The sequence below is a fragment of the Psychrobacillus mangrovi genome (genome assembly GCF_037104765.1).
GTDB lineage: Bacteria > Bacillota > Bacilli > Bacillales_A > Planococcaceae > Psychrobacillus > Psychrobacillus mangrovi.
This window is the reverse complement of the sequence record NZ_JBAWSY010000001.1, coordinates 209,030-223,535: the sequence shown is the minus strand read 5'-3', so window position 1 is coordinate 223,535 and position 14,506 is coordinate 209,030. Positions and strand designations below refer to the sequence as shown.

The following is a 14,506-nucleotide window of genomic DNA, read 5'->3' as shown; positions in this document are numbered from 1 at the left end:
GGCAAACAAAGGAGAATGTAACAATGGGTTATCCAAAAGATTTACTTTCAAGCAGATCAATTATTAAACCAGGTCAATATGCTCTTATCGCTCCAGAGGGGTTAGTAAATAATGTTATCCCTGGGTTTGAAAATTGTAGAATTTCCATCTTAGGTTCACCGAAACTTGGTGCTAGCTTTGTCGACTATGTAGTCACAATGCACGAAGGTGGAAAGAACAGCCAAGGTTACTGCGGTGAAGAAGATGTACAATGCTTTGTTTATGTTATTAGCGGAAAAGTGAAAGCAAAAGCGGATGACCAGGAGTTTATTCTGGAAGAAAGCGGCTATTTGTATTGCCCGCCAGGCGTAACAATGTATTTAGAAAATATGGGATCAGGTGATTCTCGCCTTTTCCTTTACAAACAAAAACACAACCCATTAAAAGGACAGAAGCCTTGGGTCGTTTCGGGTCATGCGAATGATATTGAGTATATGGATTATGATGATATGCACAACGTACATCTTAAAGATCTCTTACCATTAGATATTGCTTTTGATATGAACTTCCACATTCTTTCATTCGACCCAGCAGCTAGCCACCCATTTGTCGAGACACATTATCAAGGACATGGTGCATATCTGTTATCTGGTGAGGGAATGTATAACCTAGACAATGAATGGATTCCGGTTAAAAAAGATGATTATATTTTTATGGCGCCATATGTACATCAAGCAGCATATGCAGTTGGCAGAGAACCATTAACTTATGTTTACTCTAAAGACTGTAATCGAGACCCAGAACTATAAATTGGAATTTATGAGGTGTCAATATGAGAATTTCAAGAGAAGACTTAAAAAGTCTAATCAAAACTAAGCTGAATAAGGCTGGACTGAAAGAAGACCATGCAGAACAAGCAGCAGATGTTCTAGTATTCGCGGATGAAAGAGGGATTCATTCCCACGGTGCCATGCGTGTAGAATATTATGCTGAAAGAATTGCAAAAGGCGGGATTAATACAAACCCTGATTTTAGATTTGAGAAAACAGGTCCTGCCTCAGGCGTCTTCCATGCAGATGGCGGAAATGGCCATACAGCTGCCAAATTGGCAATGGATGAAGCCATTAAAATGGCAAAAGAAAATGGCATTGCTATTGTTGGAGTAAGAGATATGTCTCATAGTGGTGCAATTTCTTACTTTACTCATCAAGCGGCACAAGCAGATTTGATTGGGCTTACAGTTTGCCAATCCGATCCGATGGTTGTTCCGTTTGGAGGAGCAGAACCTTACTATGGTACAAATCCAATTGCTTTTGCAGCACCAAGTTCTGAAGATGGAAAATACATGACTTTAGATATGGCAACAACAGTTCAAGCATGGGGAAAAATTCTTCATGCAAGATCAAAGAACGAATCTATTCCTGATACATGGGCAGTAGATAAAAACGGTGAACCTACAACAGATCCTTTTAGTGTGAACGCATTATTGCCAATTTCAGGACCAAAAGGATATGGACTTATGATGATGGTTGACGTCTTATCTGGTATTTTACTTGGACTTCCATTCGGAAACAAAGTATCTTCCATGTACGAAGATTTAACTGAATACCGTAAATTAGGTCAACTTCATATCGTTATTAATCCGGAATTCTTCGGTGCCATTAACCAATTCAAGAAAGATATTTCGCAATCAATGGATGATTTAAACGAGATTAAACCTGCACCAGGATTTTCAAAAGTTTTATATCCTGGTCAAAATAATGACGTTGTAATTGAGGAATATAAAGAAAATGGCATTGAAATTGTAGAGGATATTTTAGAGTACTTACGTTCTGATGTGATCCATAACAATCAATATGATCATAAAGATCCGTTTGCTAAATAGTTTTCTGAAGTATAAATGGGTAAAGTCGAATTCAAAGGGTGATGAGGAATGAGATTATCAAAAGAGCAATTACATGAGTTAATTTCTAGAAAGCTTCATAAAGCAGGATTAACGGAAGATCATGCTTCTGGAGTTGCAGATGTACTTGTACATGCTGATGCAAGGGGTGTTCATTCCCACGGAGCAATGCGAGTTGAGTATTACGCTGAACGAATTGCTAAAGGCGGATTAAATAACCAACCTGAATTTAAATTTGAAAAAACAGGTCCTTGTTCAGCGATATTTGATGGTGACAATGGAGTTGGACACGTTGCGGCAAAATTAGCTATGGATGAGGCTATTAAAATAGCCAAGGAAAATGGAGTTGCTGTAGTCGGTGTAAGAAGAATTGGTCATAGCGGTTCGCTTTCTTATTTTGTTCAGCAAGCGGCTGATGCCGATTTAGTTGGTATTTCCGTATGTCAATCCGACCCAATGGTTGTTCCATTTGGTGGAGCAGAACCTTATTATGGAACGAACCCACTTGCGTTTGCTGCACCAGGAAAAGACGGTAAAGATATTACTTTTGATATGGCAACTACTGTACAGGCTTGGGGGAAAATCCTCCATGCAAGATCGAAGAACGAACCAATTCCTGATACGTGGGCTGTTGATAGCAACGGGGAATCAACGACAGATCCATTTAAAGTAAACGCATTGATGCCAATTGCTGGACCAAAGGGATATGGACTAATGATGATGGTTGACGTTCTTTCTGGCATTCTGTTAGGTCTGCCATTTGGAAACAAAGTATCCTCTATGTACCGTGATTTAACTGAAGGTCGAAATCTAGGTCAACTTCACATCGTTATAAATCCAGAATTTTTTACTGGACTTGGTTCTTTTAAAGAAGCTATATCTCAAACAATGCAAGATTTGAATGAAATTAAACCAGCTCCAGGATATGACCAGGTCTACTATCCAGGACAAAGAAGTGCTGAAAGAGAAGAAGCATATGAAAAAGACGGCATTGAAATTGTCGATCATATTTATGAGTATTTGGTTTCAGATGTTGTTCATAATAATGCCTATGATCATAAAAGTCCATTTGCAAAATAATATTAAAAAACGCTGTACTTAAGGGCGGCTTAAAAGAAAGTCGCCCTTCTTAATGGAATACAATAAATATGCCAATATAATTTTTGGAATTTTTATTTGTATACATTGCAATATTTCAATTATTTACGAATGTAGTAATTGTACGAGTCATTCTTAGGTAAGCACAAAAATGAAGAAGAGGTGCATTCAAACATGCTTTATACAATTGTTAAACAGAATTCCTATCAGGATTCAGTTAATTTAATGCTTCTTACAAATAAAATATCAACAATGGAAGGCATTATCAAAGTTCAAATTATGATGGGAACTCCGGCTAATAAAGATATTTTAAAGGCAGCTGGTCTATACACAGATGAACTTGAGGCTGCTGCGTCTAATGATATGTGTATAGTTGTTGATACTGAATCAGAAGAGAAGATCCAAGAGGTTCTTGATGAAGTAGACAACTATTTAAACAACCAAGCAATCTCTGCTGGAAAAGAAGCTTTTGAAACGGTTCGTTCTTGGGATAAAGCGACAAATGCATTACCGGGTGCGAATTTAGCAATTATCTCTACACCAGGTCAATATGCAGCTGAAGAAGCTGAAAAAGCACTTGATAGAGATATGCACGTTCTTATTTTCAGTGACAACGTAACGGTTGAAGATGAGCGTCGCATTAAAGAAAAAGCACATGAAAAAGGTCTTCTTGTAATGGGTCCTGACTGTGGTACAGCAGTAGTTTCTGGAGTACCTTTAGCATTCGCGAACGTTGTGAAAACTGGAAAAATCGGTGTTATCGGAGCTTCTGGCACAGGTATTCAAGAAGTTACAACAGAAATTGACCGCCTAGGCGCTGGGGTTAGCCATGCGATTGGTACTGGTGGCCGTGACCTTTCCGAAAAAATCGGTGCTGTTACAATGTTAGATGGAATTAAAGCATTAGCACAACATAGCCAAACAGAAGTAATCACATTAATCTCAAAACCACCTGCTAAAGAAGTTCGTGACGAAGTTGTTCAATTGCTTCAAAGCATTTCTAAACCAGTTGTTGCGATATTCCTTGGTGAAGAGCCACATAACCATGAAGGCAATGTGTATTATGCTAACACGCTTGAAGAAACAGCTGCGATTGCTGTTGACCTTATTAAAGGCAACCCAATTAAGCCAAATTACAACACATTACAAGGTGAAGTACCTGCCGTAGAGTTAAAGCCGGAGCAAAAAACAATTAAAGGTCTATACTCAGGCGGTACATTAGGTTACGAAGCAGCTACTTTAATTAGTAGAGGTCTTAACTATGATAATACTGGTCATCATGAGGAAGGTTACCTTCTAAATGCAAATGGATTTGAAGTGATCGACCTTGGTGATGATATATATACACAAGGTAAACCACACCCAATGATCGACCCAGATACAAGAATTCAATACTTCCAAAAAGCAGCACAGGATGAGTCAACTGCGATTATCCTATTTGATCTTGTTCTTGGATATGGTTCTCATGAAGATATGGCGGGCGCACTTATCCCTGGCATCGAAAAAATCCAAAAAGATGCACAAGCAAAAGGTAAAGAAATTTACTTCGTAGCATCTGTATGTGGTACTGACCAAGATCCACAAGACATTGATGAGCAAAAAACAAAATTAGCAGAAGCTGGAGTTATTTTACGTGATAGTAATAACCAAGCAATTCTTACTGCACTAGCTATGCTTGATATTCAAATCGAAGAAGTACAAAAAGAAGTAGTTCCTGCAAAGGAAACTGCAACAGTTGAAATTACTGTTTCAGAAGCTATCCAAAAATTATTAACTGAAAAACCAAATGTTGTTAACGTTGGATTAAAGAAATTCACAGAAGCAATTACTGCTAACGGCGGAAGAGTTGTTCAGTATGACTGGCGTCCAGTTGCTGGCGGCAACCCAAGATTGCGTCAAATTTTAAGTGTACTTCGTTAATCGAAGAATTTAATTTAAACTTCAGGTCAATGAATTACATGACCAATGAATTTTTAGGAGGAAGCATAATGTACGGACAATTTAAAACAATTGACGAAGCAAACCGAGCAGTTATCGATAAAGTAGTATCGAGTGCACCATTTCTAGTGGATGTTGTTCCAGCTAAATCTGTTATTAAAGAATTAAATGAAAAAGTATTACTTCATGCAGGACCACCTATGAAATGGGAAAACATGACAAGCCCGATGCAAGGATCCTGTGTAGGAGCTACATTATTTGAAGGATGGGCATCTAACGCTGATGAAGCATTTAAAATGCTTGAAAATGGAGAAATAGAATTCATTCCATGTCACCATGTGAACGCGGTTGGTCCAATGGGAGGGATTACATCTGGAAGTATGCCAGTTCTTGTTGTAGAAAATCGTGATGGTGGAAATCGCGCATATTGCACAATGAATGAAGGTATTGGTGCGGTTCTACGTTTTGGTGCGTATTCTGAAGATGTAATCAACCGCTTGGGATGGTTCAGAGATGTACTTGGTCCAACACTATCTAAAGCTCTAAAAGTTAAAGGTGACGGATTAAACGTTAACGTTATGATGGCGAAAGCAATTACAATGGGAGATGAGTTCCACCAACGTAATATTGCCGGTTCACTTATTTTCTTAAAAGATCTTGTGCCACATATTTTACAAACAGATGCTGATGATAAAGAGAAACAAGATGTTATTCAATTCTTGGCTGATACAGACCAATTCTTCTTGAATGTTGCGATGGCAACTACAAAAGCAGTAATGGATACAGCACGTAAAATCCAACATGGTACTGTTGTAACAGCAATGTGCCGTAACGGTCATGAATTTGGAATCCGTATTGCTGGTATGGGCGACCAATGGTTTACAGCACCAGTTAATACACCTCAAGGTTTATTCTTTACTGGCTATGATCAAGACATGGCTTGTCCTGACATGGGTGATAGTGCCATTACTGAAACATTCGGGGTAGGCGGCTTTGCAATGATTGCTGCTCCTGGTGTTACACGCTTCGTAGGTGCTGGTGGTATGGACGATGCAGTTAGTACAAGTAATGATATGATGGAAATTTGTATTGATCATAACCCTAACTTCTCTATTCCAACTTGGGACTTCAAAGGCTCCGCTCTAGGAATTGACGCAAGAAAAGTTGTTGAAACTGGAATCGAACCAGTAATCAACACTGGTATTGCACATAAAGAAGCAGGAGTCGGCCAAATCGGTGCAGGTACAGTTCGTGCTCCAATAGCTTGCTTTGAAAAAGCAATTGATGCATACGCTGTGAAACTTGGCCTAATTGATCCACAATAAATGAATAATTGCACTCTTTTTGGAGAGGATTATAGTTATCTAGTTCCTCTCCTTCTTTATAAAAATGAAAATGGACACGTTCATAGTCGTTTTTCTAATGGCTTTAATATTAAAATGGGCGATTCTCTAGTATTTATTGGGAATAATAAGAACGGTCTACTGCCATTTGGAATTCATCTCCGGAAAGAGGCTACTTTAAGTGCTGTTTCCTCTGTAAATAACGGAGATTCAGTTACTTGGAATAGAAGAACAAACTCCATTGAATTACCAGGTGTAACGATCAGTATCGAAAAAGGAAATAGTTTTAAAAATGAATTAACTACTTTAAAAAGCGCAACTATTTTTAAGGATAGTTTTGAACGATTTTGTTTACAGTTAAATGAAATAGAAGACCAAACTGGACTGGATGCTTCATTCAAAGAATTTTTAAATAAGTTTCATGCAGCTGGCGAACAAAAATGGCTTGGTACTGAACCATATTTGATTATGTTGATTGAAGCTGCTATGTCGAGTGATGAAGGTTTAATTGAGAAAGTTCTTAGATACTTTCTTGGAAGAGGACAAGGCTTGACTCCTTCAGGGGATGATATGATTGTCGGGCTGCTTGCCTTTGATGCCGTTTCTCATTTTCTTTCCACTGCCTTTTATGAAAAAGTTTCAGAACTAATTGAAGGCGAGTCGATTACAACCGATGTGGCAAGAGAATATTTAAGGTATGCACTTAAACAGGAATATAGCTCAAACGTTTCCGATATGGTCAATGCACTTGCTAGCGGTGATGCTTCTAATTTTGAGAAAATCTTAGATGATTTGCTTGGAGTTGGACACAGTTCAGGATTGGATACTGTATTAGGTATTCTAATTGGAATGCTGGTTTATAGGAACCTAAGAATAAGAACAGAAACAAATTAAAAAGTTGGAGAGTGTTTATATGAGTAAAGTCGTTCTAGCGATTGGCGGGAATGCAATTATTAAAGAAGGTCAAATCGGTACGATTGAAGAACAGCAACAAAATATCATGGAAAGTTCCGTGCCTGTTCTTGAATTAATGGAGCAAGGCCATACGGTTGTGATCACTCACGGAAATGGTCCGCAAGTTGGTAATACGTTAATTAGAGGAGAAATGGCTAAATCTGTTGTACCAGAATATCCTTTAGATGTGCTTGATGCGGAAACTCAAGGGAACTTGGGTTATTTAATCCAACAAGCTTTTAAAAATAAGATGGTTGAACGAAATATTGATAAAACAATTACTACTGTTGTGACACAATCAGTTGTTTCTAAAGATGACCCTGCATTTGAAAATCCTACAAAACCAATTGGACCATTTTATTCAAAAGAAGAAATGGAGAAAATTGTAGAAGAACGAAATCTTACGTTTGTTGAAGACAGCGGAAGAGGATATAGACGTGTTGTTGCTTCTCCAAAACCTGTAAAAATCGTAGAAAAAGAATCGATTGAAGCATTGCTTGAAAAGGATATTACCGTTATTACTGCTGGTGGAGGCGGAATTCCTGTAATCGAAAATAACGGAATATTAGAAGGCGTTGAAGCTGTCATTGATAAAGATTTCGCAAGTGCATTACTTGCAGCTGACATTAATGCGGATTATTTATTCATTTTGACAGGCGTGGAACAGGTTGCTATTAACTTTGGTACGCCAAACCAACAAAATCTATTTGAAGTGACGATTGAAGAGGCACTTCGTTATATGGAAGAAGGTCAATTTCCAAAAGGAAGCATGGGTCCAAAAATTGAGGCAGCTATTCTTTTCCTACAAAAAGGCGGAAAGAATGTCATCATTACTTCCATTGATAAGCTTCAAGATGCTCTTGCAGGAAAAACAGGTACACGTATTGTAATGTAAGGTTAATTGTAGACAAAATCCCTAAATTAAATGGGAGCCATTACTCGTTTTTCGTATGAAGCTTTAAAATAGTTTTAAATCAATATATAAATTGTGTACCACTACCTTCTTTAAGAATGTAGTGGTACACAATTTATTTTTTCTCTAATAGAATTACTTGAGCCTTTAACCAATTTCTTAATTTCTTTCTACATTGTCCTCTCATCTTTTCATTAACTACATAATTGTTGCAAGCAAAAACATGGCTATGCCCAATCTTTAAAAAATACTTCCATTATTAACGACTATAATATTCTGAATATTTATAATAAACAGAATCTATGATGGTTAGGCAGGAGATATCTATATGGATATTAAGCAAAGATATCAAATAATTTTTTTAATAGGCTTTGTTAAATAGAATTGTTGTTTCAGGCAAAAAATATGGGAACGTCTGATTTGGACGTTCCCGTTCTTATTCCGCTAAAGCACCCGTTAATGAAATAAGGTAATTTATTTATTATAATCTTACCAGTGTACTTGAAGTTTATTACCATTTGGGTCATAAAAGTGGAAAAAGGCATGACCATTATCTTCTTTTATATCCTCGACCTTAACTTGATTATCAATTAAGTGTTGATAAAATTTAGATAATTCTGGACTTGTAAAGCCTATGCTAAATTCTTGTTCATTATCAATTGTAAAATGTGCAAATGTTTCATCTTCGGTGGGAACTAAGATAAGTAAGAAAGGTCCTTCATTTACTTTTAAAATTGCAAGTTCCTCAGTATTGTTTAGTAACTGGAGCCCTAATACATCTCTATACCATTGTGCAGACAGTTCTAAATCTTTTACTGGAATTCTAATATAATGTACTTGTTCAATAAATGATTTACTCATAACCTTCTCTCCTTTATTTAATCTGGTATATCAAATAGTTCCCTTTCTATATACCTTTTTCCTTCCGATTATTGAATTAACCTGCCCTTTAACGGAACAATAAACTTCCTATTATTCGGAAAATTACGATAACATTAGTTTATCATAAGTTATGTTAACTGAGAAAGAACAACTGTCTAAAACCATTTTGGTTATCGTAAAGTTATCTTTTATATGTTTGATGGTGTCTAAGAATTGGAACCAGCTCAAATAATGGTCTAGATATTTAGTCGCTACACCATTAAAACGCTCCATCTAGCTCTTTAAACGGCTGTGATAACTATTTACATTCTGGATATGATAAATCCCTTTAACTCGCTCCCTACCATTTGCTTATTTAAAAGACCGTAATGGAGTTACATTGGAACAGGCGTTTTCTTTATGTGCACTTGAAATTGATAGTGTCCATTATGCGAATAGGAAAGATGAAAAAATAAAGGCTTTTTTTGAACTGCATGTAGAGCAAGGTCCAGTATTAGAGAACGAAACAAAAAGATTGGTATTGTTACCGAAATAGCAGCTCCGGTTAGATTTTCTATTAGAATAATAGAAACACCTTCACATTCTGGAACTACACCAATGAATATGCGAAATGATGCTCTTCTTGGTGCATCCGAAATAGCGTTGGAGCTTGAAAAAATAGCAATAAATGAACAAAATTATGGATCGGTTAGCCCCAATTTTATCACCAAGCCCCAATGACCTTCTTTTTATGCTTTATTTTGCATAGTTCTATTTGTGTTTCTCCGAAAACCTTGATATTACAAGGATTTAGCAATAATAATACATCTTAATACAAGTCAACTATGTTATTGTATATAATAAGAAGACGAGTTTCTCTAAGGAGTTAGATAGTATGAATACAATTGAAAAATGTGAACAATTAGTAAAAGAAGTGTACAAGCATTTTGATGCTAGTCACGACTTTCAACATATTGAAAGAGTTAGAAAGAATGCATTAGAAATATTAGAAACATATAAACATGCAGATAAGGATATTGTGGAGCTAGCAGTTCTATTACATGATGTCAGCGATCCTAAATATGCTAATGACATGGAGAAATCAGAAGAAACTCGTATTATTAGTTTACTTCATTTGCCAGACGAAAAAGTAAAACATATAAAAGCAGTAATTCGATCGATTTCATTCAATGGTGGAAATGAAGAAGAACCCAATACAATCGAAGCTAAAATTGTTCGAGATGCGGATCGGTTGGACGCAATAGGTGCTGTTGGAATAGCACGTACTTTTACATATGGCGGGGCAAAAGGTAGGAAGCTTTATGACTCTAGTGAAACGCCGCGTTCAAATATGTCTGTGGAAGAATATCGATTAAAAGAAACAGCTTCTGTTACTCACTTTTATGAAAAATTATTATTACTTGCTGATGGAATGCTAACGGAAAAAGGTAAAGAACTTGCGCAAGAAAGACATGCGTTTATGGAATCTTTTTTGCATAACTTAAGAAAAGAAACTGGGGAATTGATATGAGTCATTTAATTATTTCAAACTTAACGAAAACTGTTGGTGAAAAAACACTATTTGAAAATATATCATTTACGATTAATAATCAAAACCGTGCAGGATTGATTGGAATAAATGGTACGGGAAAATCAACATTTCTATCGATCATTGCTGGGCAGTTAGAAGCTGATTCAATTGAGCGTGATCATCCCAACAAATATAGAATTGCTTATTTAGATCAGCAACCTACTTTTGAAAAGGAAGAGACAGTGCTTCAAGCAGTATTTAGTGGGGATTCACCGATATTAAAAATAAACCGAGAATATGAAGAAGCATTAGTTGCTTTAATGGAAGACTCAAACTCTACTGCATTACAGGATAAATTGATGAATTTGCAATCACAAATGGATGACTTACAAGCATGGGATGTAAATGCTCTAGCAAAAACAGCTTTAACAAAATTAGGAATCACGCAATTTGAAGATTCTGTTTTACATTTATCTGGTGGTCAACAAAAAAGAGTTGCCCTTGCAAAAGTATTGATTGAGCCTGCTGACTTACTTCTATTAGATGAACCTACAAACCATTTGGACAAAGAGTCAACAGATTGGTTACAGGAAATGTTACAAAGAGTGGAAGGTGCCATCATATTTGTTACACATGATCGTTACTTCCTAGATGCTGTGGCTACACATATTTATGAATTAGCTGATAAAACGCTGTACACACATTCCGGTAACTATGCAGATTATTTAGAGTCAAAAGCAATTCGAGAAGAAATGAATGCTTCTTCTCAGCAAAAATTACAAAACTTGTACCGAAACGAATTGAAATGGATTCGAAGAGGGGCAAAAGCCAGATCGACGAAACAAAAAGCGCGAAAAGACCGCTTTGAGGAAATAGGATCAAAAATTGATCGTGATAATTCCAATCAGAATCTAGAAATGGAGTTAGCGACGACAAGATTAGGTAAGCAAGTGTTAGAAGGAAATTCTATTACAAAACAGTTTGGAACAAAAAAAATAGTAGATAATTTTAACTTTCTTTTACAAGCGGGAGATCGAATAGGAATTGTAGGTCCTAATGGAGTAGGAAAAAGTACCGTTCTTAAAATGCTTGCTGGTGAAATACAGATGGATTCAGGTGAAATTATTGTTGGTTCAACAGTGAAGTTAATGCACTTTACACAACAATTACCTGAAATGAATGAGCAGATGAGAATGATTGAGTATGTTCGCGAATCTTCTAACTTAATCGAAACAGGATCTGGAGAGAAATTTTCTGCTGCCCAGATGCTAGAAAGATTCTTATTCCCTTTAAATACACATGGTACGCAAATTGGAAAACTTTCAGGTGGGGAGAAAAAACGACTTGTTTTATTAAAAATGCTTATGGAACAACCTAATGTGTTATTACTAGATGAACCTACGAACGATTTAGATATTCAAACATTGTCTGTTTTAGAAGACTTTATGGAAACTTTCCCTGGTGTAATTATTACTATTTCCCATGATAGATTTTTCTTAGACCGTATTGCTAAAAAGTTATGGATTTTAAATGGTGATGGCAAAGTGAAGGAATGGCTTGGTATTTACTCTGATTATTTAGAAGAGCAAAAGATTACCCCTAAACAAGTTGATGAAGTTAAAATAGAAGAAGTAGAAGTCAAACAAATAAAAGAGAAGAAAAAACTCACCTATAAAGAACAGCGTGAATGGGAAACCATAGGTAATAATATTGAAAAGACAGAACAACTGATTGCTGAATTAGAAGACAAATTATCTAAGGCAGGTTCAGATTTTACTCTACTTCAAGAGTTAACTGCTCAATTAGATGAAGAAAACGAAAAATACGAGCAATTAATCGAACGTTGGTCTTATTTGGAAGAGATAGCTTCTTCTTGAAAGATATTTGGGAGGAAAACATATGAAAATTTTAACGATTGAGCCAACACCTAGTCCGAATACGATGAAAGTTATTGTAGATACAGAGCTTCCATTTGGGAAAAGTCATAATTATAAAAAAGATAATATAGAGGTTGCTCCGAAAGAGATCCAAGAAATTATGAATATTGAAGGAGTCAAGGGGATTTATCATGTCGCCGATTTCTTAGCAATTGAGAGAAATGCAAAATTTTCTTGGGAATCTATTTTAGCCTCTATAGAAAATGTTTTTGGTGCAGAAAATGAGGAGAGTACGGATGTAAAACCTATAGACCATTATGGTGAAGTATATGTACATATACAACAATATAAAGGAATCCCGCTTCAAGTAAAAGTTTTCGACAGCGAATCGGAATCTCGTTACGGTCTATCCGAACGATTTATAAAAGCATTGGATGAAGCAATGGAAGGGGATAAGGAAAACTATATTCTATTGCGTAAGTGGGTAGATTATGGTGTACGCTATGGAGACCAAAAAGAAATTGGTGAACAATTAGTAAAGGAACTAGAAGCAACGTTTCCGCAAAGTAAGTTAACACAACTTATTGAAGAGAAGGATGATTCTAAGGAAGAGAAATCTGCTGTTCGAGTCCCGTTTACTCTGGAACAATTTGAAGTAAGTGAGTGGGAAAGAAGATTTCAGTTGCTAAATAATTTAATTAATCCAGAAATGGAAGATTTGCCAATACTAGCAAAAGCTGTTCAAGACGAGCAAGTGTCCATTCGCCGCCTTGCTACAGTATATCTTGGATTAATAGAAGATGAGGCCGTGATTCCTTATTTGGAAATTGCATTAAAGGACAAAAGTGCAGCGGTTAGAAGAACTGCTGGGGATGCTATGAGTGATTTGGGATTTGAACAATTTGAAGATGCTATGAAGGTTGCCCTATTTGATAAAAATAAGCTTGTTCGATGGAGAGCAGCGATGTATTTCTATGAAGTGGGTACTAAGGACAGTCTTCCAGCACTTAAACAAGCTATGGACGATAAAGAGTATGAAGTTAAACTCCAAATTCGAATGGCTATAGCGCGTATTGAAGAGGGAGAAGAAGCAAAAGGTTCCGTTTGGAAGCAAATGAATGAGGCGCGAAAATAACAAAATGATTGAAATAAATAGAGTAGGTGCATGAAGTAATTTTCATGTGTCTACTCTATTTATTGTTTAATAAAATAATCCAGAACAAATTGCTGAAATTGTTTAGCAGCAGGTGATAAATAACGATTTTTTACTACTGCCATTCCAATAATTCTCTCGCAATCTCCATCTTCTATACGTAATTTAACAATTTTATTTGAATGTAGTTCTCCGCCATCGGGTAGTATGGAAAAACCAAGTCCTGCTGCTACAAAGCCAGCAACAGTAGCTACTTCATCTCCTTCAAATGAAATATTAGGAGTAAATCCTGCCTTTTTAAAGATTTCATCTGTTGTAATTCGAAGAGCATATCCTTTTTTCAAGGAGATGAATGTTTCATTTGCAATTTCTTTTATTAGTATACTTTTTCGGGTAGCGAGTGGATGGTTTGTTTGTACGATAATGTATAGTTCATCCCTCCACAACTCAGTCCATTCTATATGACTGTCATCGACCATTGAAGCTAGTAAACAAAGGTCTAATTCCCCTGATTTTAATTGTTTTAACTGTGTATGTGTATGATTCTGTTTTAATTGAAAAGAAATATGTGGATAATTTTTGTGAAATGCACGAATTATATTTGGTACAGAAGTAGTTCCGAGAGTGTGTAAAAATCCTAAAGATACTTCACCATATTCTGGATCTATCTGTTGCTTTATCTCTTCTAATCCATCGCTCATTTCCTTCATAATTCTCTCAACTCGAACGAGAAACATTTTCCCGTAATGATTTAACACTATAGATCGGCCTTTTCTATCAAATAGAGGAACACCAATTTCCTCTTCTAATCCAGCAATAGAACGACTTAATGCAGGTTGAGAAATGGATAAAATTTCGGCTGCTTGTGTCATATGTTGTACTTTTGCAAGTGTATTAAAATATTCTAATCGCTGCCATTCCATTTGATAACCCCTTTTCCTAGATTGATGCATTTA

At 36.3% G+C, this 14,506-nt stretch carries 13 protein-coding genes and 1 pseudogene; 11 read left to right on the top strand and 3 right to left on the bottom strand.

Annotation, left to right across the window (positions count from 1 at the left end):
* The first annotated feature begins 23 nt into the window (after positions 1-23).
* The 7 genes from allE to arcC all read left to right on the top strand — a co-directional run bounded on the left by allE (position 24) and on the right by arcC (position 8,110).
* The gene (gene allE, locus WAX74_RS01165) at positions 24-788 is read left to right on the top strand and encodes a (S)-ureidoglycine aminohydrolase (protein ID WP_336495825.1); all 765 of its coding nucleotides are present in this window, start codon (positions 24-26) and stop codon (positions 786-788) included.
* 23 nt (positions 789-811) lie between these two features.
* Positions 812-1,864: an ureidoglycolate dehydrogenase gene (gene allD / locus WAX74_RS01160; protein ID WP_336495823.1), complete on the top strand. Its 1,053-nt coding sequence runs from the start codon at positions 812-814 to the stop codon at positions 1,862-1,864.
* Between the two features lie 48 nt (positions 1,865-1,912).
* Positions 1,913-2,962: an ureidoglycolate dehydrogenase gene (gene allD / locus WAX74_RS01155; RefSeq protein ID WP_336495822.1), complete on the top strand. Its 1,050-nt coding sequence runs from the start codon at positions 1,913-1,915 to the stop codon at positions 2,960-2,962.
* 192 nt (positions 2,963-3,154) lie between these two features.
* Positions 3,155-4,900, top strand: coding sequence for an acyl-CoA synthetase FdrA (gene fdrA, locus WAX74_RS01150; RefSeq protein ID WP_336495820.1), 1,746 nt, complete (start codon positions 3,155-3,157; stop codon positions 4,898-4,900).
* A gap of 68 nt (positions 4,901-4,968) precedes the next feature.
* Positions 4,969-6,243, top strand: a complete 1,275-nt coding sequence (locus tag WAX74_RS01145; protein WP_336495819.1) for a YlbE family protein — start codon at positions 4,969-4,971, stop codon at positions 6,241-6,243.
* Positions 6,244-7,155, top strand: coding sequence for an oxamate carbamoyltransferase subunit AllH family protein (locus WAX74_RS01140; protein ID WP_336495818.1), 912 nt, complete (start codon positions 6,244-6,246; stop codon positions 7,153-7,155).
* A 19-nt stretch (positions 7,156-7,174) separates the two neighbouring features.
* Positions 7,175-8,110 (top strand): carbamate kinase, encoded by a 936-nt coding sequence (gene arcC, locus WAX74_RS01135; protein ID WP_336495817.1) that lies wholly within the window; start codon positions 7,175-7,177, stop codon positions 8,108-8,110.
* A gap of 507 nt (positions 8,111-8,617) precedes the next feature.
* Here the strand turns inward: arcC and WAX74_RS01130 are convergent.
* The gene (locus WAX74_RS01130; protein ID WP_336495816.1) at positions 8,618-8,989 is read right to left on the bottom strand and encodes a VOC family protein; all 372 of its coding nucleotides are present in this window, start codon (positions 8,987-8,989) and stop codon (positions 8,618-8,620) included.
* 123 nt (positions 8,990-9,112) lie between these two features.
* A pseudogene (locus WAX74_RS01125) lies at positions 9,113-9,349 on the bottom strand (IS1595 family transposase); the annotation flags it as partial.
* 40 nt (positions 9,350-9,389) lie between these two features.
* Here WAX74_RS01125 and WAX74_RS01120 point away from each other — a divergent pair.
* From WAX74_RS01120 to WAX74_RS01105, 4 genes are all read left to right on the top strand, one after another.
* Positions 9,390-9,545: a hypothetical protein gene (locus tag WAX74_RS01120; protein WP_336495815.1), complete on the top strand. Its 156-nt coding sequence runs from the start codon at positions 9,390-9,392 to the stop codon at positions 9,543-9,545.
* Positions 9,546-9,884: 339 nt separating this feature from the next.
* Positions 9,885-10,520, top strand: a complete 636-nt coding sequence (locus WAX74_RS01115; RefSeq protein ID WP_336495814.1) for an HD domain-containing protein — start codon at positions 9,885-9,887, stop codon at positions 10,518-10,520.
* The gene (locus tag WAX74_RS01110; protein WP_336495813.1) at positions 10,517-12,397 is read left to right on the top strand and encodes an ABC-F family ATP-binding cassette domain-containing protein; all 1,881 of its coding nucleotides are present in this window, start codon (positions 10,517-10,519) and stop codon (positions 12,395-12,397) included. The genes WAX74_RS01115 and WAX74_RS01110 overlap by 4 nt, the downstream gene beginning before the upstream one ends.
* Before the next feature lie 22 nt (positions 12,398-12,419).
* On the top strand, positions 12,420-13,532 hold the full coding sequence (locus tag WAX74_RS01105; RefSeq protein ID WP_336495812.1) for a conserved virulence factor C family protein: 1,113 nt from the start codon (positions 12,420-12,422) through the stop codon (positions 13,530-13,532).
* Between the two features lie 59 nt (positions 13,533-13,591).
* Here the strand turns inward: WAX74_RS01105 and WAX74_RS01100 are convergent, their stop codons facing one another.
* The gene (locus WAX74_RS01100; protein WP_336495811.1) at positions 13,592-14,473 is read right to left on the bottom strand and encodes a LysR family transcriptional regulator; all 882 of its coding nucleotides are present in this window, start codon (positions 14,471-14,473) and stop codon (positions 13,592-13,594) included.
* Between the last annotated feature and the right edge of the window lie 33 nt (positions 14,474-14,506).

What these genes read in the sequence shown, in the direction of transcription:
- WAX74_RS01110 (WP_336495813.1), top strand. Translation starts at nt 10,517, where the DNA reads ATGAGTCATTTAATTATTTCAAACTTAACGAAAACTGTTGGTGAAAAA.
- allD (WP_336495823.1), top strand. Translation starts at nt 812, where the DNA reads ATGAGAATTTCAAGAGAAGACTTAAAAAGTCTAATCAAAACTAAGCTG.
- WAX74_RS01115 (WP_336495814.1), top strand. Translation starts at nt 9,885, where the DNA reads ATGAATACAATTGAAAAATGTGAACAATTAGTAAAAGAAGTGTACAAG.
- WAX74_RS01130 (WP_336495816.1), bottom strand. Translation starts at nt 8,989, where the DNA reads ATGAGTAAATCATTTATTGAACAAGTACATTATATTAGAATTCCAGTA.
- WAX74_RS01145 (WP_336495819.1), top strand. Translation starts at nt 4,969, where the DNA reads ATGTACGGACAATTTAAAACAATTGACGAAGCAAACCGAGCAGTTATC.
- WAX74_RS01105 (WP_336495812.1), top strand. Translation starts at nt 12,420, where the DNA reads ATGAAAATTTTAACGATTGAGCCAACACCTAGTCCGAATACGATGAAA.
- allE (WP_336495825.1), top strand. Translation starts at nt 24, where the DNA reads ATGGGTTATCCAAAAGATTTACTTTCAAGCAGATCAATTATTAAACCA.
- arcC (WP_336495817.1), top strand. Translation starts at nt 7,175, where the DNA reads ATGAGTAAAGTCGTTCTAGCGATTGGCGGGAATGCAATTATTAAAGAA.
- WAX74_RS01140 (WP_336495818.1), top strand. Translation starts at nt 6,244, where the DNA reads ATGAATAATTGCACTCTTTTTGGAGAGGATTATAGTTATCTAGTTCCT.
- allD (WP_336495822.1), top strand. Translation starts at nt 1,913, where the DNA reads ATGAGATTATCAAAAGAGCAATTACATGAGTTAATTTCTAGAAAGCTT.
- fdrA (WP_336495820.1), top strand. Translation starts at nt 3,155, where the DNA reads ATGCTTTATACAATTGTTAAACAGAATTCCTATCAGGATTCAGTTAAT.
- WAX74_RS01100 (WP_336495811.1), bottom strand. Translation starts at nt 14,473, where the DNA reads ATGGAATGGCAGCGATTAGAATATTTTAATACACTTGCAAAAGTACAA.